Raw genomic sequence first — 21,551 nt, 5'->3', positions numbered from 1 at the left:
CAGACGGAGTCGAGATCATCAAGCCTCTGTCCGACGTCAACCTTGGTCGCAGCGCACCGGGCAGCGCCCGACAAAAGCGGCGCGGAAAATGTCGGGTGATCGAGACCGGCGCCGCCGCACGATGGGGGCATGGATGACACGACCTTGGTATCCCGCTTTCTTCGCGACGGCTTCGTGAAGCTGGAGGGCGCCGTCGCGCCGCGCGTGGCAGCGGACTGCGCGCGGCTGCTGTGGCGGGAGACGGGCTGCGACCCGGACGATCCAGCGACGTGGACGCAGCCCGTGCACTGGGTGCCCGGCATGGCGCAGGGGCCGTTCGTCGCCGCTCCCAACTCCCCGTTCCTCCATCACGCGTACGACCTGCTCGTCGGCGCGGGCCGCTGGGAGCCGCGCTACTCGCTGGGCACATTCCCGCTGCGCTTCCCGCACGAAGAGGAGCCGAACGACGCGGGCTGGCACATCGAGGGCAGCTATCTGCCGGAGGGCGAGAGCTGGTACTTCACCAATGTGCGCTCCCGGGGCCGGGCACTGCTGATGCTGTTCCTGTTCAGTGAGGTCGGTGAGAAGGACGCCCCGACCCGGATCAGGGTCGGCTCACACCTCGACGTGCCGAAGGTGCTGGAGAAGTACGGGGAGGACGGAGCGAGCGGACTGGCCCTTGCGCCCGACCTGGTGGCGGCGTCCGAACACCGGCCGCTCGCCCTCGCCACCGGATCTCCGGGCGACGTCTTCCTGTGCCACCCATTCCTGGTGCACGCGGCGCAACCGCACCACGGAACGCGGCCTCGCTTTATGGCCCAACCGCCGCTGATGCCAGCCGCACCGTACGAACTGGAGCGGGCCGACGGGGCATACTCACCCGTAGAGATCGCGATCCGTCAGGGTCTCGGACAGGACGCCCTCGGTCCGGACGGAGACGGCACCGACCGCGGCGCCGGGGCGACAAGCCCCGTCCGTTCCTGAGCGCCTGGCCGAAGGCCTTGTCGGAAACCTCGGGGAGCCAGAGGCCGGTGAAGTGTGGCAGGCAGGGCATGGGCGGGCTACGTGCGACGGAGGCGGGTTGGCAGTGGTTCTGCGAGTGAGTGGCCGCAATGCGCGGTTCCAGCAGTGGAAAGCTCTCCTCGGCAATCGGACCAAGCGGCAGCGACGCGGCGAGTTCCTCGTGCAGGGCGTGCGTCCGATCACCATGGCCGTCGAACACGGCTGGCAGATCCGGGAGCTGCTCTACGACACCAGCGCGCAGCTGTCCAGCTGGGCACGCGAGGCCCTGGACACAGTCCGGGCCGAGAAGTTCGCCGTCTCGCGTGAACTGATGCACGAACTGGGAGGTAAGGCAGACACGGTTCCAGAGCTGCTGGCCGTGGTCGCGCTGCGGGAGGACAACCTGCGCCGTATCCCGGTCGGTCCGACCATGCTCACCGTCGTGTTCGATCGGCCCACCAGCCCCGGCAATATCGGGACCCTCGTTCGGTCGGCGGACGCCTTCGGCGCCGGCGGCGTCATCGTCACCGGCCACGCCGCCGACGTGTACGACCCGAAGGCGGTCCGGGCGAGCACCGGCTCGCTGTTCGCCTTGCCCGTGGTCCGGGTGCCCTCCCACCAGGCCGTTCTATCCTGGGTCGCTGACGTCCGCGCCGACGGCATCGGCATGAGCATCATGGGAACAGATGAGTACGGCATCCTGGACGCCGCCGAGTACGACTTCACACAACCCACCCTGACGTTGATCGGCAACGAGACCACCGGCCTCAGCTCCGGGTGGCGCGAGGCATGCGACCAACTCGTCCGGATCCCCATGTTCGGGTCCGCCAGCTCCCTGAACGCGGCGACCGCCGCGACTGTCGTGCTGTACGAATCGGCACGCCAGCGGGCCGCCACCGCCCGGCGGTAGCGCACTGATCGCAGGCGGTCGCCCGGCGGCTATCCGCCACCATCGCGCTACCTGCCCCGCGGCGCCCGTTTGCGGACAGGCGCCGCAGCCGGACACCACACGAGCGCGGGCGGACGTCGTCCTCGCCGTGATCGTGCCGGGCGGACCCGGCGACCGCCCGAATGCCGGTCTTGGTGCCGTACGCGCATCGGGCCAATCGACGACCGGCAGAGCGGGAAGTCCGAGCCTGGGCGCGACGACCTCGTTCGCCTCGGCCATCCAGGTACTCGCCCAGACCAGGTCGCCGGGCAGGCCGAGCAGACGCTTCCCGTCACCGGGGTCGAGTCGTTCCAGGAGCGGGTTGCCGGAGTGGTCGGGAGCGGCGCTCGCGCCAACGCTCGAACGGCGATCCGCGCCAGTCGGACGGATCCGGAACGGAAGGAGCACACCATCGATGTCGACAAAGATCGGCGGACGCGTGCCGACGGCAAGCACGCCCGAACCGTACCGCTGATCGGCACTGCAACTCCCGCCGCAGGCGAGACGTCAATCCGTCTCTGCTCGGATCGCCGACAGCATGACGTCACGGGCCGGCACGGGTGAGTCCTCGGTGATGCGGGTGAGCCCGGCGAGCCCGACCCCAAGCATGAGGATCCGCCAGGCGGCCGTTCGCGCACGCGCGGCGTCGGAGTCCCCGGCCAAGACGGAGGCGAGGACGTCGGTCAGCCGGGTGAGCGTCTCGACGTAGCTCTTCGCGACGAGGGGACGCTGCTGCGCGTGTGCGTTCGCCTCGGCCCACCGCGCGAGTGCGTGCCCGTCCCCGTCGGTACTGACGAGGTCGGCGAAGAAGAGCACGAGCGCGTCGTACGCATCGAGGCCGTCGATTTCGTGCTCGTATTCATCGATCTGCTGCGCGGCGTAGTGTCGCCAGGCCTCCCCGGCGAGCTCGTCGGTCGACGCGAAGTGGTGGTGGATCTGGCCCTGCGACCCACCAAGCTCGTCCGCCACGACTCTGGCCGTCACCGCACTCAAGCCATCGCGCTCGACGACGGTGGCCGCCGCCTCCACGATCGAGCGTCGCCGTTCTGCACGCGCCAGGTACGCCATCATCCCCTCCCTCGTACGGTTCGCGGAGTGCTCGACACCGAGCGTAGGAACGAGACGGTACGCACCCGCAGCCCCTCCCTGCGCGCCTGAATCATCTCGTCGACCGGTGGGTCGAGCGGCCCGAGGACGGGCGCGCTGTGCACCTTCGTGACGCAGTCGAGGTCGGTGCACACGAGGATGCCGAGCGTGCTCAGCCGCTGGCGCTTGTCCGCAGAGGGGCGCGGTGCGGCGAAGAGGGCGACCTCGTTGAAGCGGCGCATGAAGTGGCACAGCGAGCACATGACCGCTCGCCCGCCGAGCTCAGCCCGGCTCGGACTCTGGCGGAGCATTGCGCCCGACGCCGTACCGTCGATGTCGGTGACCAGGTAGGCGCGCATTGGCGCTCGGGGATCCCGCCACCCGAGGTAGTCGAGCTTGCCCCACGCGATCTCGTCGAACCAGGCCGGCAGACGCACCTTGCTCTCGACCACGTCCAGGTTCGCGATCGCACCCCGCACCTCGTCCCGACTCATGGCCCGCACGATGTCATCTCTCGGTCAAATCTGTACATGGATACAAATTGTAAGTCTGTACAAGTCCTCTGTCGAACGGTTTCCGATGCAACCGGCCGTCCGAGCACAGCTTGAAACCACCGGGTCGGTGCCGAGTCGTGCGACGACGGGATCGCCGGTGGGAGCGTGACTTGATCCAACCGGGAAGGTGGTTGCCGCCAGGGCGGGGTTGCGTACGGCCAGGTCAGTGGGCCTGGTGGGGGTGAGGTCGCCGGGCTGGGGCCGCCGGGGTGGGGCGGTGTTTCCAAAACAAGGTCTTGACGAGTCGGGAAGTTTGACATTTGATAAATCCCGCCGATGCAGGAGGTCTCATGTCAGCTCGTACCCGTCTCGTCGCGGCCGTTGCCACAGCGGCTCTCGCCCTCACCGTCGCCGGCTGTGGTGGTTCGGAGGAGGCCGATTCTTCCCCCGATGCCGCCTCCGTCACCTACCTGACCTCCTTCGGGACGTTCGGTCGGGACTCGTACGCCTACGTCGCCCTGGAGAAGGGCTACTTCAAGGAGGCCGGGCTCAACGTCACCATCAAGCCCGGCACCGGCACTGTCGACGTCATGAAGCTGATCGGGTCGGGGCAGGCCGACTACGGCACCGGCGACCTCTCCGGGGTCATCACCACGATGGCCAACGAGAAGATGCCGGTGCGCGCGGTGGCCGCCATCCACCAGCGGTCGATGGCCGGCATCGCCTCGCTGGACAAGGCGATCGACTCGCCGGAGAAGCTGCCCGGCGCCAGCATCGCGGACAGCTCCGGCTCCACCAACATGATCATTTTCCCGGCGTACGCCAAGGCGGCCGGCATCGACCCGAAGTCGGTGAAGTTCGTCCCGTCCTCGCCGCAGTCGCTGCCGCAGCTGCTCGCCGCCGGCTCGGTGGACGCGATCGGCCAGTTCGCCGCCGGCAAGCCGCTGCTGGAGAAGGCGGCCGGTGGCAAGACCGTCACCATGCTGCCGTACGCGGACAAGCTGCCCGACCTGTACGGCAACGGCCTGCTGGTCTCCGCCACGAAGCTGGACAGCGACCGCGCAGAGGTCGAGAAGTTCACGGCGGCGCTGGTCAAGGGCCTGATCTATGCGGTGGAGCACCCCGAGGAAGCCGCCCAGCTGCTCAAGAAGCACGACCGGACGGCCGACGAGAAGGTCGCCGCCGCCGAACTCACCGAGATGCGGCCGTACGTCCTGGTCGACGGCGGGACCGCCGGGAAGCTCGACCGGGCGCGGGTGGAGGCGATGATCAAGCTGCTCGCCGGCACCGGCACCCTCAAGTCGACGCCGAGCGCCGATGACCTCGGCGTCTACGACATCGCAAAGCCATAACTTCCTCTTCGACGGCGGTGCGCGCGGCTGGTTGCCGCGTGCACCGCGAGGGGCGAAACCATGATCGGAATTCGTAACGTTTCGCAGATCTACCGCACCCGGGCCGGTGACGTGGAGGCCCTGCGTGATGTGTCGCTGGAGGTCGCCGACGGCGAGTTCGTGGCGATCGTCGGGCGCTCCGGGTGCGGTAAGTCCAGCCTGCTGCGGCTGGTGGCGGGCCTCCAGGAGGCCACCTCGGGCGAGATAACCGTCGCCGGCACCCCCATCCGGGGGCCACGGCGGGACATCGGCTTCATGTTCCAGCGCCCGGCGTTGCTGCCGTGGCGGTCGGTCATCGACAACGTGCTGCTGCCGACCGAGGTGTTCAGGCAGGACCGACGGGACGCCCGTAACCGCGCGCACGAACTGCTCGACCTGGTCGGGCTGAACGGCTTCGAGAAGCGCCTGCCGCACGAACTCTCCGGCGGGATGCAGCAGCGGGTCTCGCTGTGCCGGGCCCTCATCCAGCAGCCGCGGGTGCTGCTGATGGACGAGCCGTTCTCCGCACTCGACGCGCTCACCCGCGCCGACCTCACGGTCGAACTCCAGCGCCTGCAGATGAAGCACGCCTCGACGGTGCTCTTCGTGACGCACTCGGTCGACGAGGCCGTGCTGCTCGCCGACCGGGTCGTCGTACTCAGCCCGCGACCGGGCCGGCTGCGGCAGATCGTGGACATCGACATCGCTCGTCCGCGTTCGCTGGGACGCGACGGCCACTCGGCCGAACTCGGCGTGCTGCGCGCCCAACTGCACGATCTGCTCATGACCCCCGAGGAGGTGGCACGGTGACGGTCACCGAAACCCGTCGTACCGGCCGCGACAAGCCACGCGCCGGGAGCCGCCTGGTCCAGCAACTCCCGCCCGTGCTCGGCGTCGTGGCCGCCACCGCCCTGTGGTGGGCGATCACGGTCGTCTTCGAGGTGGAGAGCTTCATCCTGCCGTCCCCGGTGCAGGTGGCGCAGAGCATGGTCGAGCAGGCCGGTTACCTGTGGGACAACACCCTGGTCACCCTCACCGAGACGCTGCTGGGCTTCCTGCTGGCCATCGCGGTCGGGGTGCCGCTGGCGCTGATCGTCACCGCCTCGCGGATGCTGGAGCGGACCGTCTACCCGCTGCTGCTGATGCTCAACGCCGTACCGAAGGTGGCCGTCGCGCCGCTGCTGGTGGTGTGGATGGGCTTCGGTCAGTTCCCCAAGGTCTTCCTGGTCTTCCTGGTCTGCTTCTTCCCGATCGTCATCTCCACCGCCGCCGGCCTCAGCTCCACCCCGGCCGACCTGGTGGAGCTGGGCCGGTCGCTGAAGACCAACTGGTGGCAGACGTTCCGCATGATCCGGATGCCGGCCGCCATCCCGCAGCTCTTCGTCGGTCTCAAGCTCGCCATCACCCTCGCCGTCATCGGCGCGGTGATCGCCGAGTTCGTCGGTGCCACCGAAGGGCTGGGCTATGCGATCGTCGCCTCCGGCGCCAGCGCCGACACCGCCTTGGCCTTCGCCGCGATGATCCTGCTCGGGGTGATGAGTGTCGTGCTGTTCTACCTGCTCGCCGCGATCGAGCGGTTCTTCGTACCGTGGGCGGACCGGTCATGAGCGCGCCGGACTTCCCGCCGACGGTCCCGGTCCGGTGGCTCACCGACGCTGTCGCCTCGGTCTTCGGCGCACTGGGCTACTCCGAGCAGGCGGCCGGTCTGGTCGCCGGCTCCCTGGTGGACGCCGACATGCGAGGAATCTCCTCGCACGGGGTGATGCTGCTGCCGATGTACGTGGACCGGATCAGGGCCGGCTCGGTCAGCCGGGCCGAGCGGGCCGAGGCGGTCCGGGACAAGGGCGCCATCGCGGTGCTCGACGCCGGCCACGCGCTGGGTCAGCTCACCGGTGACCAGGCGATGCGGCTGGCGGTGGCGAAGGCGCAGACGTACGGCGTCGGCGTGGTCACCGTCCGCCGGGCGTTCCACTTCGGTGGGGCGTTCCGCTACGTGGACCTCGCCGCGAACAGCGGATGCGTCGGCATCGCGGCGGCCAACACCCGCCCGCTGATGCCCGCCCCGGGTGGCGCCTCGGCGGTGGTCGGCAACAATCCGCTCGCGGTGGGCGTACCCCGCGCGGGCGGCAAGCCGGTGATCCTCGACGTGGCGCTCTCCGAGGCAGCGCTCGGCAAGGTCCGGCTGGCTGCCGGTGAGGGCCGTGAGATCCCCGCGAGCTGGGCGACCGACGCGCAGGGGCGGCCCACCACCGATCCGGCCGCCGCGCTCAAGGGACTGTTGCTGCCCTCCGGCGCCCACAAGGGATACGGTCTCGCGCTCATGATCGACGTACTGACCGGGGTGCTGTCCGGCGGGGCGTACGGCCAGGGGGTCCAGGGCCTCTACGCCGACGTGTCGGTGCCCAACGACTGCGCGCACTTCTTCCTCGCCCTGGACGCCGAGGCGTTCGCCGAGGACGCGGAGGAGCTCGCCCGTCGGGTCGACGACCTGGCCGACCAGGTGCTCGGCTCCGCGCTGGCACCCGGCACGGAGCGGGTCCACCTGCCCGGTGACATCGAAGCCGGCCGGTACGACCGGGCGGCGCGCGACGGTGTCGCGCTCCAGCCGTCGGTCTTCGCCGGACTGGTGGAGGTCGCCGCCGGGCTGGGCGTGCCGCTCCAGTCACCGGCCAGCGTCGGCTGACCCCGGTCGAGTCCGACGAAGGAGGAAGGAAGACATGCAGGCCAGTTTCGACGCCACCGGCGAGGTGCTCGTGGTCACCGGGGGCGCCAACGGGATCGGCGCCGCCCTCGCCCACGCGTACGCGGACGCGGGGGGCACGGCCGTCGTGTTCGACGTGACCTCGGGCCAGCCGCACCCCAGCGGGCGGGTGCACGAGCACCGGGTGGACGTGTCCGACCGGGACGCGGTGCACACCGCGGTCGCCCGGGTGCTCGCCGAGCACGGACGGATCGACGCTCTGGTGGCCGGAGCGGCGGTGCAGCCGCGGTGCGACGTGGTCGACATGGACCCCGAGCAGTGGCGCCGCACGCTGGCGGTGAACCTCGACGGGGTGGTCTGGTGCGCGCAGGCGGTCCTGCCGGACATGATCGCCCGTCGGTCGGGCGCGATCCTGGTCTTCGCCTCGGGCCTGGCCACCGCCGGCCGGGCGCAGGCGTCGGCCTACGCGGCGAGCAAGGGGGCGTTGATCGCCTTCGCCAAGTCGCTCGCCGCCGAGGTCGCCGAGCACCGGATCCGGGTGAACACCGTCTTCCCCGGTGTGGTGGACACCCCGCAGTTCCAGCAGGCCAACCCGACCGGTGGCGAACGGGAGCACTGGGCGCGGGCCACCGGCATCGGCATGCCGGCCGACGTGGTCGGTCCGCTGATGTTCCTGCTCTCGCCCGCCGCGACCATGACCGGATCCACTCTCACCCGTGACCGGGCGTACCCGAGGAGCGAAGAGCGATGAGCAGCCCGACAGAGCAGTTGCCGGTGGGTATCGTGGGCGCCGGGCCCGTCGGCCTGGTCACCGCGCTGGGCCTGGCCCACTACGGCGTGCCGGTGGTCATCTTCGAGGAGGACGAGCGGCTGTCGCTGGACACCAAGGCGGGCACCGTCCTCACCCGCACCCTGGAGGTGCTGCACCGGTACGGCGCCCTGGACGACGTGCTGGCCGGGTCGCTGCGCATCGACGAGATCGGTGAGCTGGACCGGGCCACGAACACCCAGACCCTCAGCGTCCGGACCGGGGACCTCACCGAGGACACCCGCTTCCCGTTCGTCATCAACATCCCGCAGCACGAGCTGGAGCCCATCCTGCAGCAGCGGCTCGACGCCACCGCCCCCGGCGCGCTGCACATGGGACACCGGCTGCTCGACTTCGTCCAGCACCCCGACCGGGTGGACGTGCGGCTGCGTACCGCCGAGGGGGAGCGGACCGTTCCGGTGCGGTACCTGCTGGGCTGCGACGGTGGTCGGTCCGCCGTCCGGGACCAGATCGGCGCGCGGGTCGAGGGCGAGACGTACCAGGAGCGTTACATGCTGGTCGACCTGAAGGTCGACCTGGACGTGGAGAACCCGCGCGACTACCCGTACCTGGCCTACTTCGGCGACCCCCAGGAGTGGATGATCCTGGTCCGCCAGCCGCACTGCTGGCGCTTCCTCTATCCGCTGCCGGCCGGGCAGGCCGAGCCGGGCCGGGATGAGCTGGTCGACAAGGCACGCCGGTTCATCGGCGACACCAAGACCCTGGAGATCGTCGGCACCAACATCTACAACGTGCACCAGCGGGTGGCCGACCGTTGGCAGGACGGGCGGGTCTTCCTGCTCGGCGACGCCGCCCACCTGATCACCCCGATGTGGGCGCTGGGCCTGAACACCGGGGTCCTGGACGCCTCCAACCTGCCCTGGCGGATGGCCTGGGTGCTGCGCGGCTGGGCCGAGCCGAGCCTGCTCGACGGTTACCAGGTCGAGCAGGAGCCGGTCGCCACCAAGGGCTCCGCGGCGATGGCCGCGGCGGCGCGGGCCTACATGGCCCGGCGCGCCGACGACCCGGGGGTGATGACCGCCGGCAACTGGGGCAACGCGTTCACCCGCGCCATGCTCGGCGTACGCCTAGACGTGGGCGGCACGGGCGACTGGTCGATGGTCGCCGCCGGCGACGAGCCGCTGCCGGTGCTGGCCGGGGCGCGCAGCCCCGACCTGCCGCTGTTCGGTCAGACCGGCACGGTGCACCTGCACGACCTGGTCGCCGACGCCTTCGTGGCGCTCTACTTCACCGACCCGCGCCGGGGCCCGGCGCTGCCGCCACAGGAGTCGCCCGCGCTGCGGCACTACGTGGTGAGCCGGTGGGACGCGCCGCACGACTCCGGGCTGCGGGACCGGGCACTGTTCGACCCGGGAGACCGGGTACGGCGCCGCTTCGGAGTCGACAACGACACCCTGGTGCTGGTCCGCCCGGACGGGCACGTGGCGGCGATCGTCCCGTTCGACCCCGTCTCCGGCATCGACACGGCCGCCCAGCTATACGCCCGGGTCACCGGCTGTCCACCGCCCGTGACCCGGTCCGACAACACCCTCGTCTGCGAAAGGGATGACAATGAGTAACTATGGTCACGCGACCGCCCCGGACGGAACCCAGGTCGAGCTCGGTGCCGTCGGCCAGCAGGTGGTCTTCGAGAACGACCAGGTGCGGGTCTGGGAGATCAACCTGGCGCCCGGCGAGCAGCAGCCCTGGCACCACCACCTCAACCCGTACATGGTGATCGCGCTGGAAGCCGCCGACAACCGGATCGACGCGCTCGCCGGTGGCGACCCCCGTCTGGTGCACGAGGCCATCGGCGGGGTGGTCTACCGCGAGCCGGGTGAGGTCCACATGCTCACCAACAACGGCACCACCCGGTACCGCAGCCGCCTCGTCGAGCTGAAGTGCCTGGGGGAGAACCTCGTGTCCGGTCAGGGCGAGCGGTGAGCGAGCAGCCGCTCGTACCGACCCCGCCGGTGCCGACCGGCGTCGACGGCCAGGAGTGGGCCAACAACCTCTCCGAGCCGTCGAACTACGGCGGCGAGGCGGCCGACCGCTCGCGGGAGGAACTGGTGCCCGGCCCGGACGGCGCGGTGTTGGCCCGCTTCCGCGAGATCCTGCTCCAGACCGACGAGCTGGACTGGGCGGACAAGACGTTGGCGGGCCTCTCCCACAAGGCGTTGTGGCGCAACGAGGAGACCGAGGCGTCCATCTCGCTGATCCGGTTCCGCAAGGGCGCCGGCATCCCGCTGCGCCACTCGCACGCGTCCAACCAGTTCATGTTCTGCCTCAGCGGCCGGTACACCTACGTGCCCACCGGGCTCACCCTCACGCCGGGCTCCTTCTACTGGAACCCGAAGGGCAGCCTGCACGGGCCCACGCTCGCCGAAGAGGAGAGCGTCCTGCTGGAGATCTACGACGGGCCGCACTACCCGACCCAGCCGGACTGGTACACCGACCCGGCGGACGCCCACTAGCTCCACCTCGAAGAAGAGAAGATGACGATGCCCAAGCAGCAGATTGTTTCCCCAGAGCTGGCCGTCCCGAACGGCCACTTCGCCCAGGCCACCCAGATCAGGGCGCGGGGCCGGATGGTGTTCGTGTCCGGCATGACCGCCCGCAACCGCGAGGGCGGGGTCACCGGCGTCGGTGACGTCGCCGCCCAGACGCACCAGGTCTGCCAGAACCTGCGCGCCGCGATGACGGCTGCCGGCGGGTCGCTGGAGGACATCGTGCGGGTGGACGTCTACGTCCGCAACATGGAGGACTTCCAGGCCATCCACGAGGTGCGCCGGCAGTACTTCACCGGTGAGCCGCCGGCCTCGACGATGGTGGAGGTCTCCAAGTTCGTGAACAAGGACTATCTCATCGAGATCAACGCGATTGGCGTGATCGACGACGAGCAGGACGCCTGATGAAGCTCGCCAGCGTTCGCACCGGAACCGGCCGGCGGATCGGCGTGGTGGACGGTGACACCATCGCCGTGCTCCCCGCCGAGCTGGGCGAGCTCGACGAGGCGATCCGAGGTGGCGCGGACGCGTTGGAGGCCGTCCGCGCCGCCGCGCGGCAGGTCGTGGCGGTGCCGTTGGCCGAGGTCCGGCTCGACGCGCCGCTGCGCCGGTTCAACCGGGACATCCTCTGCACCGGTTGGAACTACTGGGACCACTTCGAGGAGTCGCGCGGCAAGCGGGAAGGGCAGGACCCCGCGGAACCGCCCAAGCACCCGACCTTCTTCACCAAGGGCCCGGACACGGTCGTCGGCCCGTACGACGACATCGCGTACGACCCGCAGATCTCCGCCAAGTGGGACTACGAGGCGGAGGTGGCACTGGTCATCGGTGCCGACTGCCGTTCGGTGAGCGAGGCGGACGCGCTGTCGTACGTGGCGGCGTTCTGTGTGGCCAACGACGTGTCGCAGCGCGACCTGCAACGCGCGCACGGCGGTCAGTGGCTCAAGGGCAAGAGCATCGACGCCACCATGCCGCTCGGGCCGTGGCTGACCACCGTGGACGAGGTGCCGGACCCGGCGAACCTGCGCATCCAGTGCGAGGTGAACGGCGTGCTGCTCCAGGACGCGTCGACCGGGCAGATGGCCTTCCCATTCGCCCGCATCATCGCGGAACTGAGTTGGGGGATGACCCTGCGGGCCGGCGACGTGGTGCTCACCGGTACGCCGAGTGGCATCGGAAACGCCCGTGATCCACAGGTGTTCCTGAAGGACGGGGATCTGGTGGTGACCCGGGTGGAAGCGCTTGGTGAGCTGCGCAACCGGGTGCGACTCACGAAGTTGCACTGACCCCGCGACGGGTGCGGGGCGGCGCGGCGCGGCGCCGGCCCGCACCATTCCACAGCGACGAAATTGGTACCATTTCCAGGGCCCTGATGCGTTTGTGGGATCACCCGAGCACCCATGAACCATGGATCATGTCCCGTGGGAACGGGACGAGCACGGCATCCACCAGCGGCTCTATCCGGAGGCAAACCGTGGTAACAACGCATCGTCGATCCGTCCTGAGCGACGCCAACGACGACGGCCGGGCCGGTGGAGCCGACGGACAGCACCGCACCCTCGCCGACTCGGCGACCGCGGTCCTGCACGAGGCGATCCTCACCGGTCGGTTGCCGGCCGGCACCCCGCTGCGGCTCAACGAGATGGCCGACCTGCTCGGCATGAGCATGAGCCCGGTCCGCGAGTCGATCCGCCGGTTGGCCGCGCTGGGCCTGGTCGAGGTGGTCCAGCACAAGGGCGCCTGGGTCATGCCGCTGACCGTCGAGGACGCGGTCGACACCCATGAGACCCGGATCGCCATGGAGACGGCCCTGATCGAACGGGCGGCGACCCGGTTCACCGCCCGGGACGCCAGGCGTGCCGAGGCGGCACTCGACGAGCACGTCGCCGCGTCCGCGCGTGGCGACGCCACGGCTGCCCGCCGGGCACACACCGAGTTCCACTTCACCATCTACCGGGCGGCCGGATCGCGTTGGCTGCTGCGCGGTCTGGAACCGGTCTGGGAGAACAGCGAGCGGTACCGGTTCGCGACGGTCACCCCGACGGGGCAGCACGAGGAGCGGTTCCGTGAGCACCGGGCCATCCTCGACGCGTGCGTGGCGGGGGACGTGGCGGCGGCGGTGGCCGCCGTGCAGGTCCACATCCAGCACGCGGCCGACCGGGTGATCGGCAAGATGAACACCGACGCCGCTGCGGTGCCTGCCGCCCGGGCACCGGGGCCCGCGCCTACCGGCTGCTGACCGCCGGCGTCACCGCGTGGGGGCGCCGTCCTCCAACCGTCGGGGCACCTCTGCCCCGACGGACTGTCCGCCGTCGGGTGAGCGGCCACGCCAGCCACCACCCCGTACCGTCGGCGCGTCCTGTCGTGACCGCCGGTCGGGCCAACCGTTAGGAAGCCCCCGTTGCCTGGCATCGACATGCACGCCCACCTCGCCCCCGACCTGCGCTCGGCCGATCTGTCAGGGGTCGCGGTCGACGGTGACGGTGTCGCCGTTCTCGGCGGCAGACGGGTCGGCCCGCCCGACCTGTACCACCCGGACCGGCTCGAGAACCACCTGGACCAGGCGGGGCTGGACGAGGCGATCGTCAGCGTTCCGCCGCCCTTCTACCGTCAGGGGCTGTCCGCCCCGGAGTCGGCGGCGTGGGTCCGTGCGGTCAACGACGGCCTGCTCGCCGTGGTCGCCGACCGGCCCCGGCTCACCCCGCTGGCGTACCTGCCGTTCGAACATCCCGAAGTGGCCCTCGCCGAGTACGACCGGATCGCCGCCGCCGACCGCTGGGCCGGGGTGGTGGGCGCCGCCGGTGGAGACGCCGGACCGCTCGACGGCCCGGCGCTGCATCCCCTGTGGCAGCGTCTCGACGTGGACCGGCGCACCGTGCAACTGCACCCGGCGCACTCGGCGGACCCCCGTCTGGAGCCCTACTACCTGGCCAACCTGCTGGGCAACCCGGTCGAGACGACTGTGGCAGTGGCCCAGCTCGTCTTCGGCGGGGTGCTCGGCGGGCACCCGGGGATCCGGTTCGTGCTGGTCCACTGTGGCGGTTGCGTGCCGGCGGTGGTCGGGCGCTGGGAGCGCGGTCACACCACCACCCGGCCGGGCGTACCGGTGCTGTCGCCCACCCCGGCCGAGGCGGTGCGCGCCCTCTACGTCGACAATCTGGCCCACGACCCGAAGGTGGTCGACCTGGCGGTGTCGGTCTTCGGCGCGGACCGGCTGGTGCTCGGCAGCGACTGGCCGTTCCCGATGGGCACCGACGCTCCGTCCGCCACGGTGGCGCACCGGGGCGCCGACTACGCCCGGCAGGTGGCCACCGACAACGCGGCGCGGGCTCTGGGTCGGGCGCCTGGCGGTCGGTGACGGGAGCGGTAGGGCGAACTGTGCCCGCCGGACGGATTTCCGGGCAGCGTCAGCCGTCGCCGCGCCTGCTTCCGCGCTGCCCCGCTGGCGAGGACGGCCGGTTGCGCGGTTACCCTGCGGCGGTGGTGGTCGGTGAGGACGGGGAGCGGTTGGCGGCGTCGCTGACCGACCGGCTCGACGCGGTCACTTTTGCCGACCTGACCACGGAACAGGTCACTGCCCGGCTGATCGACGCGGTGGTCGACTGGGCGGGAGAGCGGGGCTGGCGGGTCTACCGGCGGGCGGCCAGCGTGCTGCCGCTGCCCCCGCCGATGTCCGCACAGCAGTCGGTGCTCGACGTGGCGTGTGCCCGCCCGGACGGGCCGCCGGTCGTCGTCGAGGTCGATCACGGTACGCGCCGCCGCACCTGGGAGAAGCTGGTCGCCGAAGCCGACGCGGGGCGGATCGTGCTCTGGCTGCGCTGGGGTACCGGCCGGTTCACCGCGCCGCCGCCGCCGATCCGGATGGTGACCTGTGAGGTGAGCAGGCGGCCGGACCCGACCGGCCAGGGCCGGGTGCACAGCCGCTCGCCGCGAGCCGACCGGCTACCGCCGGAGCACTCCGCCGTGCGGGTCGATGCGGTGGCCGCCGTCGAACTGCCGCTGCCGCTGTCCGGATCACCCGACGCAGGGGCCTGAGCGGGCCCCTGCTCACGGGCTCAGTTGTGGCAGCTCAGCTCGCCGACAGGTGCGCGTCGGCTGCCCGGCCCATCCGCGCGACGGCGTCGGTGAGGATCGCGGGTGAGGTGGCGAAGTTGAGCCGTACGAAGCCCGCCCCACCGGTGCCGAAGACGTGCCCGGAGCTGACGGCCACCCGCGCGTGGTCGAGGAACACCTTCGCGGGCCCGGCGACGTCGCTGACCACGCCGGTTCCGCCGACCGGATGCTCCGTGGCGATGCCCAGCCCGGTGCAGTCCAGCCAGGCGAGGTAGGTGCCCTCGGGGCGGTGGCACGTGACGGACGGAAGGTGCTCCGCCAGCAGCGTCGCCAGCAGCGCGCGGTTGCTGTCGAGGCCGTCGAGCAGGAGGTCGAGCCACGATTCACCAGCGTGGAACGCGGCGGTGTGCGCGATGATGCCCAGGTGGCTAGGCCCGTGGCTGACCTCTTCCGGCATCCGGTCGAGGTCGGCGGCGGCCCGCGGCCCGGCGACCGCGAGCGCCGCCTTGAGGCCGGCGAGGTTCCACGCCTTCGAGGCGGAGACCAGGGCGAACGCGTCCTCGGCGCCGGCCACCGTGAGGTACGGCGTGAAGTGCGTCCCGGGCAGCACCAGGGGGGCGTGGATCTCGTCGGAGATCACCCGTACGCCGTGCCGGCCGGCCAGTTCGGCCACGGTCTCGAGCTCGTCGCGTCGGTGGACGACCCCGGTCGGGTTGTGCGGGTTGCACAACAGGAACGCCGGCCGGCGGCCGTGGGTCCTGGCCCGTCGGAAGGCCTCTTCGAGCGCGGCGGGGTCCATCCGCAGGTCGGGCCCGAGCGGGGCCTCGATCACCTGCCGGCCGGCATGGCTGACGAAGGCGTAGAAGGGCGGGTAGACGGGGGAGCAGACCACGACCGCGTCCCCGGGGTCGGTCACCAGCCGGAGCACCTCGACGACGCCCATCATCACGTCGGGTACGACAGTGGTGTGCTCGACGCGGAAGTCGTGCCAGCCCCAGCGCCGGGCGGCGAAGTCGCCGAGCGCCTCGGCGTACGCCGTTCCGTACGGGTAACCGGTGTCGCCGAGGTCGATCGCGCGGCGGAGCGCCTCGGCCACGGGGGGAGCGAGGGGCACGTCCATCTCCGCGACCCAGAGCGGGAGCACGTCGGGCGCGTGCAGGCGCCACTTCACGCTGCTGCGCTGCCGGAGCTCGTCCAGCGTGAGCAGGGTGAGCGGGTTCTGGGCCGAGGAGGGGTCAGGGCTCGCCATAGCGCCCACCCTAGGCGTACGTCGACTCAGCGTCCGGTCCGGCACCGACGAGCAGGGACGCCGGATTCCGCGCCGCAGCGTCCGGTCGTCATCCCGCCTCCGGGGTTCCTCGACGGGCACGTGCGATGGGCAGGTACGTCGGGGCGGCCTCCGTGGTCAGGAACTTCTGGATCATGGCACGCACCGTCTCGGCGTGCTCCATCAGCAGCAGGTGGCTGGCGTTGGGCAGCACGGTCAACTCGGCGGTGGGCAGCGCCCGGAAGAGCCGCACCGTGTGGTCGAGCGTGACCAGGTCGTCGTCGCCGGCCAGGACAAGGGTCCGGGCCGTCACCGCGCGCAGGTCGGCCGGGTCCGGGCTCGGCTCGGTTGCGGCGGCCTCGGCGATCTTGCCGATGACGACCGGAAAGTGGTCCCGGCCGTCGGGCGACACCTCGGCGTAGTCGTCGACCATCGCGGCGGGCATCTCGCCACCCGCCTGCGGCTTGAAGACCAGTCCGTCGACGTCGTAGACCGCGCTGATCAGGACGAGACGCTCGACGAGATCGGGGCGGTGCATCGCCACCCACAGGGCTACCGTGCCGCCGGCGCTGTAGCCCACCAACCGGGCCGGACCACCGACCGTCCTCTCCAGGAACGCGATCGTGTCCTGCGCCATCAGTTCGATGGTGATCGGGCCGGGCGCGTCAGGCGTGTGGCCGTGCCCGCGTCGGTCAGGCAGGTAGAGCCGGAACGTGTCGGCGAGCCCGTCGAGATTGCCGGTGAAACAGCGGCTGTCGGTCAGCCCGCCGTGCAGCAGCACCACGGGATCACCAGCCCCGCGTTCGTCGTACCACATATCAACGATGTCGGTCATGCACTACATACGGGATGCCCGCTCCAGATTCATCGGCAGACCGAACGACACGAACAGCGACGGGTCGAGGTACGTCGTCGTGCTCGCGATCCGCCCGTCCCGGACATCCAGGACGACCAGGCCGAACGCCCTCCCGTCGCGGTACTGCGCGAACGCCGGTGAGCCGTTGGCCGCGGTGCGGACCAGCCGGTCGTCGGCACACACACCGGCCGCGCCGAGCAGGGCGTCCCGGATCGCTGCCCGGCCGTCGAGCCACCAGGCGAACGGTGGCATCGACATCGTGGCGTCCTCCTGGAGCAGCGCCACCAGGCCGTCGACGTCGTCGGCGGCGAACGCCTCGACGTACCGGTCGAGGAGGTCCTCGTCGACCTCGCCGCCCGTGCCCGGTGAGCGGCACGCGGACAGGGTGGCCCGCGCACGTTGCAGGGCGCTGTTGACCGCGGCCGGGCTGCTGCCCAGCAGCCCGGCCACCTCCTCCGCCGAGCAGCAGAGCACCTCACGCAGGATCAACACGGCCCGCTGGCGTGGTGGCAGGTGTTGCAGGGCCGCGACGAACGCCAGCCGGATGGTGTCACGCGCGACGACGAGCTCGGCCGGGTCGCCCTCCAGGGGCAGCACGAGCCGGTCGGGGACCGGTTGCACGAAGGCGGCGGCACCCACCGGCGCACCGAGGAGACCCCCGACGGGTGAGGACGGGCCGAGATCCATCGCGAGCGCGCGCCGCTGGACACTGCGAGTCATGTCGAGGCAGACGTTGGTGGCGATCCGGTACAGCCAGGTGCGCAGAGCCGCCCTGCCCTCGTCGAACCGATCAGCGTTCTTCCAGGCACGGAACAGGGTCTCCTGCACCGCGTCCTCGGCCTCGGCGCCGCAGGCGAGCATGCGGTAGCAGTAGCCGGTCAGCTCTACCCGGTGCGCTTCCAGACGTTCCTCGAACAGCACCCCGCCCACGCTAGTTCACCGGATCGGGAACTTCGGGAGGGAGCAACACGGGGCCGCTGGCCCTGGCGGCGCGAGCAGGGGATCGGGCCTCGCCCCGGAGCCCCGGGCAGGCCGTCAGCTGCCGGCTGCGATGTCGGCGGCGAGCCGTTGCGCGGCCGAACGCAGCAACGGTGCGATCCGTTCGGCCGCCTGCCGGGTCAGCCGTCCTTCCGGGCCGGAGACGGAGAGCGCGGTCATCGTGGGCGCCCCGACGACCGGTGCGGCGACGCATCGGACGCCCACCTCCTGCTCGCCCTCGTCGATCGCGTATCCGGACGTGCGGACCCGGTCGAGTTCGCGGTCGAACTCCGCCAGGTCGGTGATGGTGTGCGCGGTCATCGCCGGCAGCCCGGTGCGGGCGAGTATCCGGTGCGCCTCCGTCGCCGGTAGCTGGGCCAGCAGCGCCTTGCCCACTCCGGTGCAGTGCGGCAGCACCCTTCGGCCCACCTCGGTGAACATCCGCATGGCGTGCGGTGACGGCACCTGCGCCAGGTACACCACCCGGTCGCCGTCCAGGGTCGCCAGGTTGGCCGTCTCGCCGGTCGCCGCGACGAGGTCGGCGAGTATCGGGCGGGCCCGTTGGCCGAAGTGCCGGTTGGCGGTGTCGCCGAGTCGGATGAGTCGGGCGCCCAGTGCGTAACGGCGGGACGGCTGTTGGTGCACGTAACCCAGCTCGACGAGGGTCCTGATCAGCCGGTGGATCGTGGGCTGGGGGAGACCGGCGACGGCGGCGAGTTGGGAGAGCCCCATCTCGCCACCCGCGTCGGCGAGGTGTTCGAGCAGGTCGAAGGCGCGCTGAAGGGACTGCACGCCGGACCGGCCGGTCGGCGCTTCCTGCGGCACCCAGGCTCCCCTCGTGGTGTTGGTCGCGGTACCGGATGGCCCGCACCGATGATATGGTACCCACCGACTTCCGCAATGCGGAAATCATTATTCACAATGCGAAAGACAGGGGTTGGGGTATGGCCACGGATGCCTCGGTGACGATCGTTGGACCGGCCGTCGTGGGCGGTGCGGAGGTGCTCACCCCGGACGCGCTCGCCTTCGTCGCCGACCTGCACCGCCGGTTCGGCGCCGACCGGGACCGGATCCTCGCCGACCGGGTACGCCGCCGTGCTGAGATCGCTGGCGCCGGGCGTCTGGACTTCCTCCCGGACACGGCCGACGTCCGGGCGGCCGACTGGCGGGTCGCGCCGGCACCGGCCGACCTGTGCGACCGACGGGTGGAGATCACCGGTCCGACCGACCGGAAGATGACGATCAACGCGTTGAACTCCGGTGCGCAGGTGTGGCTTGCCGACTTCGAGGACGCCACTGCGCCGACCTGGGCGAACGTCGTCGGTGGTCAGCTCAACCTGACCGACGCCATCGAGCGGCGGATCGAGTTCACCAGCGCCGAGGGCAAGCAGTACCGGCTCACCGGCGACCAGTTGCCGGCGATCGTCGTCCGGCCGCGTGGCTGGCACCTCGACGAGCGGCACCTGCTCGTCGACGGCGCACCGGCGGTCGGTGCGTTTGTCGATTTCGGGCTCTACTTCTTCCACAACGCCCGCCGGTTGATCGCGGCCGGGAGTGGACCGTACTTCTATCTGCCGAAGCTGGAGGGCCACCGGGAGGCCCGGCTGTGGAACGACGTCTTCCGGTACGCGCAGCAGGCGCTCGACATCCCCACCGGAACGATCCGTGCCACCGTCCTGATCGAGACCATCACCGCCGCCTTCGAGATGGACGAGATCCTCTACGAGTTGCGCGAGCACGCCTCCGGCCTGAACGCCGGACGATGGGACTACCTGTTCAGCATCATCAAGACCTTCCGCGATGCCGGCTCCGGATTCGTGCTGCCGGACCGCAACTCCGTGACGATGACGGCCCCGATGATGCGGTCGTACACCGACCTGCTGGTCGCGACCTGTCACCGGCGCGGCGCGGTGGCGATGGGGGGCATGGCGGCCTTCATCCCGAACCGGCGCGAGCCGGAGACCACCAGGGCGGCCCTGGCCAAGGTGCGGGCGGACAAGGAGCGCGAGGCCGGCGACGGCTTCGACGGTTCCTGGGTGGCGCACCCGGGCCTGGTCGCGGTCTGCCGGGAGGTGTTCGACGCGGTCCTCGGGGACCGGCCGAACCAGGTCGGCCGTCAGCGGGAGGACGTGAAGGTCACGGCCGATGACCTGCTCGACATCGCGTCGACCCCCGGCGCGGTGACCGAAACGGGCCTGCGCAACAACATCGCGGTCGGGCTTCGCTACGTCGAGGCGTGGCTACGCGGTACCGGCGCCGTGGCCATCTTCAACCTGATGGAGGATGCCGCGACGGCGGAGATCTCCCGTTCGCAGGTCTGGCAGTGGGTACGCACCGGGACGGTGCTGGACACCGACGCGGTGGTCACAGTGGACCTGGTCCGCGGCCTGATCGCCGAGGAGATCGCCGCGCTGCGGGCCGAGCTGGGCGAGCAGCGGTTCGCCGCGAGCCGGTACGAAGTGGCGCGTGAAGTGTTCGAGGAGGTCGCGCTCGGCACGAGCTACGTCGACTTCCTGACCCTGCCGGCATACCGGTTGCTCGACGACTGAGCTGCCCGGCCGGCGAGCGTGGACCGTCGGGCGTAATGCCCGGCGGTCCGGGCAGGTGCCGGGGAACCGGTCTAACGGTGTGCCCGAGGGGCCGGCAGTCCGGTGTGGGCGGCGCGGGTCGCCGCGGCGATCATGGACGACGACTGTTGCAGCAGCGGTACGGCCTGGGCGACCAGGCTGTCGTTGATCCGGGCGGTCGGCCCCGACACGGACAGGGCCAGGGTGCCGGGTGGACCGGGAACGGCCACCGCGACACATCGCACCCCGATCTCCTGTTCGCCGTCGTCGGTGGCGAAGCCGTTCGTCCGCACCGCCCGCAACTCCCGCAGCAGGTCGTCCAGGCTGGTGATGCTGGTCGGCGTGGCCGCGACGAACTCGGTGTTGGCATACACGTCGGCGATGACCCGGTCGTCGAGTTGGGCGAGCATCGCCTTGCCGACAGCGGTCCGGTACGCCTCCACCCGCCGGCCGACCTCGATGAACATCCGCATCTGGTGACGGGAGGAGACCTGGGCAAGGTAGACGATGTGGGTCCCCTCCAGCCGTGCCGCGTTGGCGGTCTCCCCGAGGGCCTCGACCAGCGTGGCCAGGTGCGGCCGGATCAGTGGGGCGATCATGGTCAGGGCCTGGTCGCCGAGGTGGATGAGGGCGCTGCCCAGGGCGTATCGGCGGTCCGGCTCCTGCCGCAGCATGCCCGCGTTGATCAGCGTCCGAAGTAGCCGGTGGATGGTGGCGATCGGCAGGCCGGTGGCGGTCGCCAGCTCGGACAGCCCGCACGGCGCCCCGGTGTCGGCAATGACATTCATGATTTGCAATGCCCGCATGACGGACTGGACGCCGCCTCCTCCGCTGTCGCCTTCGCGCCCCATGCCCCCTCGTTCCCGTGCTGCCGTGATCCTCCGCTGATGCCAGCGCGGCGCACATCGTATGCCGTGCGGCGGTGTCGGCGCTGTAGCCACCCGCCTGCCGTTCG

Annotated in this window: 23 protein-coding genes and 1 pseudogene; 16 read left to right on the top strand and 8 right to left on the bottom strand. The window is 70.9% G+C overall.

What is annotated here, in order from left to right; genetic code table 11:
* Positions 1-129: 129 nt before the first annotated feature.
* Positions 130-963, top strand: a complete 834-nt coding sequence (locus GA0070608_RS31670; protein ID WP_091619704.1) for a phytanoyl-CoA dioxygenase family protein — start codon at positions 130-132, stop codon at positions 961-963.
* Positions 964-1,060: 97 nt separating this feature from the next.
* Positions 1,061-1,891 (top strand): TrmH family RNA methyltransferase, encoded by an 831-nt coding sequence (locus tag GA0070608_RS31665; RefSeq protein ID WP_091633990.1) that lies wholly within the window; start codon positions 1,061-1,063, stop codon positions 1,889-1,891.
* A gap of 183 nt (positions 1,892-2,074) precedes the next feature.
* Here the strand turns inward: GA0070608_RS31665 and GA0070608_RS33885 are convergent.
* The 3 genes and pseudogenes from GA0070608_RS33885 to GA0070608_RS31650 all read right to left on the bottom strand — a co-directional run.
* Positions 2,075-2,365, bottom strand: a pseudogene (locus tag GA0070608_RS33885) (HAD domain-containing protein); the annotation flags it as partial.
* A gap of 51 nt (positions 2,366-2,416) precedes the next feature.
* Entirely contained in the window at positions 2,417-2,977 is a 561-nt protein-coding gene (locus GA0070608_RS31655) for a TetR family transcriptional regulator (RefSeq protein WP_218107476.1), read from the bottom strand.
* Positions 2,977-3,489, bottom strand: a complete 513-nt coding sequence (locus GA0070608_RS31650; RefSeq protein WP_218107618.1) for an FBP domain-containing protein — start codon at positions 3,487-3,489, stop codon at positions 2,977-2,979. Before GA0070608_RS31650 ends, GA0070608_RS31655 begins: the two co-directional genes overlap by 1 nt.
* A gap of 350 nt (positions 3,490-3,839) precedes the next feature.
* Between GA0070608_RS31650 and GA0070608_RS31645 the strand changes: the two genes are divergently transcribed.
* The 13 genes from GA0070608_RS31645 (at position 3,840) to GA0070608_RS31585 (ending at position 14,910) form a co-directional block, all read left to right on the top strand.
* A complete protein-coding gene (locus GA0070608_RS31645; RefSeq protein ID WP_091633981.1) occupies positions 3,840-4,841 on the top strand; it encodes an ABC transporter substrate-binding protein in 1,002 nt (333 codons plus the stop codon).
* 60 nt (positions 4,842-4,901) lie between these two features.
* Entirely contained in the window at positions 4,902-5,669 is a 768-nt protein-coding gene (locus GA0070608_RS31640) for an ABC transporter ATP-binding protein (protein WP_091633976.1), read from the top strand.
* Positions 5,666-6,466 (top strand): ABC transporter permease, encoded by an 801-nt coding sequence (locus tag GA0070608_RS31635; protein WP_245716049.1) that lies wholly within the window; start codon positions 5,666-5,668, stop codon positions 6,464-6,466. The genes GA0070608_RS31640 and GA0070608_RS31635 overlap by 4 nt, the downstream gene beginning before the upstream one ends.
* Complete coding sequence (locus GA0070608_RS31630) at positions 6,463-7,542, top strand: Ldh family oxidoreductase (protein ID WP_091636703.1); 1,080 nt, start codon at positions 6,463-6,465, stop codon at positions 7,540-7,542. The genes GA0070608_RS31635 and GA0070608_RS31630 overlap by 4 nt, the downstream gene beginning before the upstream one ends.
* A gap of 34 nt (positions 7,543-7,576) precedes the next feature.
* The gene (locus GA0070608_RS31625; protein WP_091633973.1) at positions 7,577-8,311 is read left to right on the top strand and encodes an SDR family NAD(P)-dependent oxidoreductase; all 735 of its coding nucleotides are present in this window, start codon (positions 7,577-7,579) and stop codon (positions 8,309-8,311) included.
* On the top strand, positions 8,308-9,948 hold the full coding sequence (locus GA0070608_RS31620; protein WP_091633969.1) for an FAD-dependent monooxygenase: 1,641 nt from the start codon (positions 8,308-8,310) through the stop codon (positions 9,946-9,948). The genes GA0070608_RS31625 and GA0070608_RS31620 overlap by 4 nt, the downstream gene beginning before the upstream one ends.
* Positions 9,941-10,312, top strand: coding sequence for a cupin domain-containing protein (locus GA0070608_RS31615; RefSeq protein WP_091633965.1), 372 nt, complete (start codon positions 9,941-9,943; stop codon positions 10,310-10,312). The genes GA0070608_RS31620 and GA0070608_RS31615 overlap by 8 nt, the downstream gene beginning before the upstream one ends.
* Positions 10,309-10,842, top strand: a complete 534-nt coding sequence (locus GA0070608_RS31610) for a cupin domain-containing protein (protein ID WP_218107617.1) — start codon at positions 10,309-10,311, stop codon at positions 10,840-10,842. Before GA0070608_RS31615 ends, GA0070608_RS31610 begins: the two co-directional genes overlap by 4 nt.
* A gap of 21 nt (positions 10,843-10,863) precedes the next feature.
* Positions 10,864-11,280, top strand: coding sequence for a RidA family protein (locus tag GA0070608_RS31605; RefSeq protein WP_218107616.1), 417 nt, complete (start codon positions 10,864-10,866; stop codon positions 11,278-11,280).
* The gene (locus tag GA0070608_RS31600) at positions 11,280-12,161 is read left to right on the top strand and encodes a fumarylacetoacetate hydrolase family protein (RefSeq protein ID WP_091633960.1); all 882 of its coding nucleotides are present in this window, start codon (positions 11,280-11,282) and stop codon (positions 12,159-12,161) included. The genes GA0070608_RS31605 and GA0070608_RS31600 overlap by 1 nt, the downstream gene beginning before the upstream one ends.
* A gap of 188 nt (positions 12,162-12,349) precedes the next feature.
* Positions 12,350-13,114: a GntR family transcriptional regulator gene (locus tag GA0070608_RS31595; RefSeq protein ID WP_218107615.1), complete on the top strand. Its 765-nt coding sequence runs from the start codon at positions 12,350-12,352 to the stop codon at positions 13,112-13,114.
* Positions 13,115-13,276: 162 nt separating this feature from the next.
* Positions 13,277-14,233, top strand: a complete 957-nt coding sequence (locus tag GA0070608_RS31590; RefSeq protein ID WP_091633953.1) for an amidohydrolase family protein — start codon at positions 13,277-13,279, stop codon at positions 14,231-14,233.
* Between the two features lie 122 nt (positions 14,234-14,355).
* On the top strand, positions 14,356-14,910 hold the full coding sequence (locus tag GA0070608_RS31585; RefSeq protein ID WP_091633949.1) for a hypothetical protein: 555 nt from the start codon (positions 14,356-14,358) through the stop codon (positions 14,908-14,910).
* 34 nt (positions 14,911-14,944) lie between these two features.
* Here the strand turns inward: GA0070608_RS31585 and GA0070608_RS31580 are convergent, their stop codons facing one another.
* The 4 genes from GA0070608_RS31580 to GA0070608_RS31565 form a co-directional block, all read right to left on the bottom strand.
* Positions 14,945-16,177 (bottom strand): MalY/PatB family protein, encoded by a 1,233-nt coding sequence (locus tag GA0070608_RS31580; RefSeq protein WP_091633945.1) that lies wholly within the window; start codon positions 16,175-16,177, stop codon positions 14,945-14,947.
* A gap of 88 nt (positions 16,178-16,265) precedes the next feature.
* Positions 16,266-17,030 (bottom strand): alpha/beta fold hydrolase, encoded by a 765-nt coding sequence (locus GA0070608_RS31575; RefSeq protein WP_091633941.1) that lies wholly within the window; start codon positions 17,028-17,030, stop codon positions 16,266-16,268.
* A gap of 3 nt (positions 17,031-17,033) precedes the next feature.
* Positions 17,034-17,972, bottom strand: coding sequence for a sigma-70 family RNA polymerase sigma factor (locus tag GA0070608_RS31570; RefSeq protein WP_245716048.1), 939 nt, complete (start codon positions 17,970-17,972; stop codon positions 17,034-17,036).
* A 114-nt stretch (positions 17,973-18,086) separates the two neighbouring features.
* A complete protein-coding gene (locus GA0070608_RS31565) occupies positions 18,087-18,854 on the bottom strand; it encodes an IclR family transcriptional regulator (RefSeq protein WP_091633934.1) in 768 nt (255 codons plus the stop codon).
* A 137-nt stretch (positions 18,855-18,991) separates the two neighbouring features.
* Here GA0070608_RS31565 and aceB point away from each other — a divergent pair, with 137 nt between their 5' ends.
* Positions 18,992-20,578 (top strand): malate synthase A, encoded by a 1,587-nt coding sequence (gene aceB, locus GA0070608_RS31560; protein WP_245716047.1) that lies wholly within the window; start codon positions 18,992-18,994, stop codon positions 20,576-20,578.
* A 71-nt stretch (positions 20,579-20,649) separates the two neighbouring features.
* Here aceB and GA0070608_RS31555 read toward each other — a convergent pair whose 3' ends face one another.
* The gene (locus GA0070608_RS31555) at positions 20,650-21,402 is read right to left on the bottom strand and encodes an IclR family transcriptional regulator (RefSeq protein ID WP_281186171.1); all 753 of its coding nucleotides are present in this window, start codon (positions 21,400-21,402) and stop codon (positions 20,650-20,652) included.
* Positions 21,403-21,551: the final 149 nt, after the last annotated feature.

The organism is Micromonospora peucetia (assembly GCF_900091625.1).
GTDB classification, from domain to species: Bacteria; Actinomycetota; Actinomycetes; order Mycobacteriales; family Micromonosporaceae; genus Micromonospora; species Micromonospora peucetia.
Note: the sequence above shows the minus strand (reverse complement) of the source record. Positions and strands in the feature narration are given on the sequence as shown.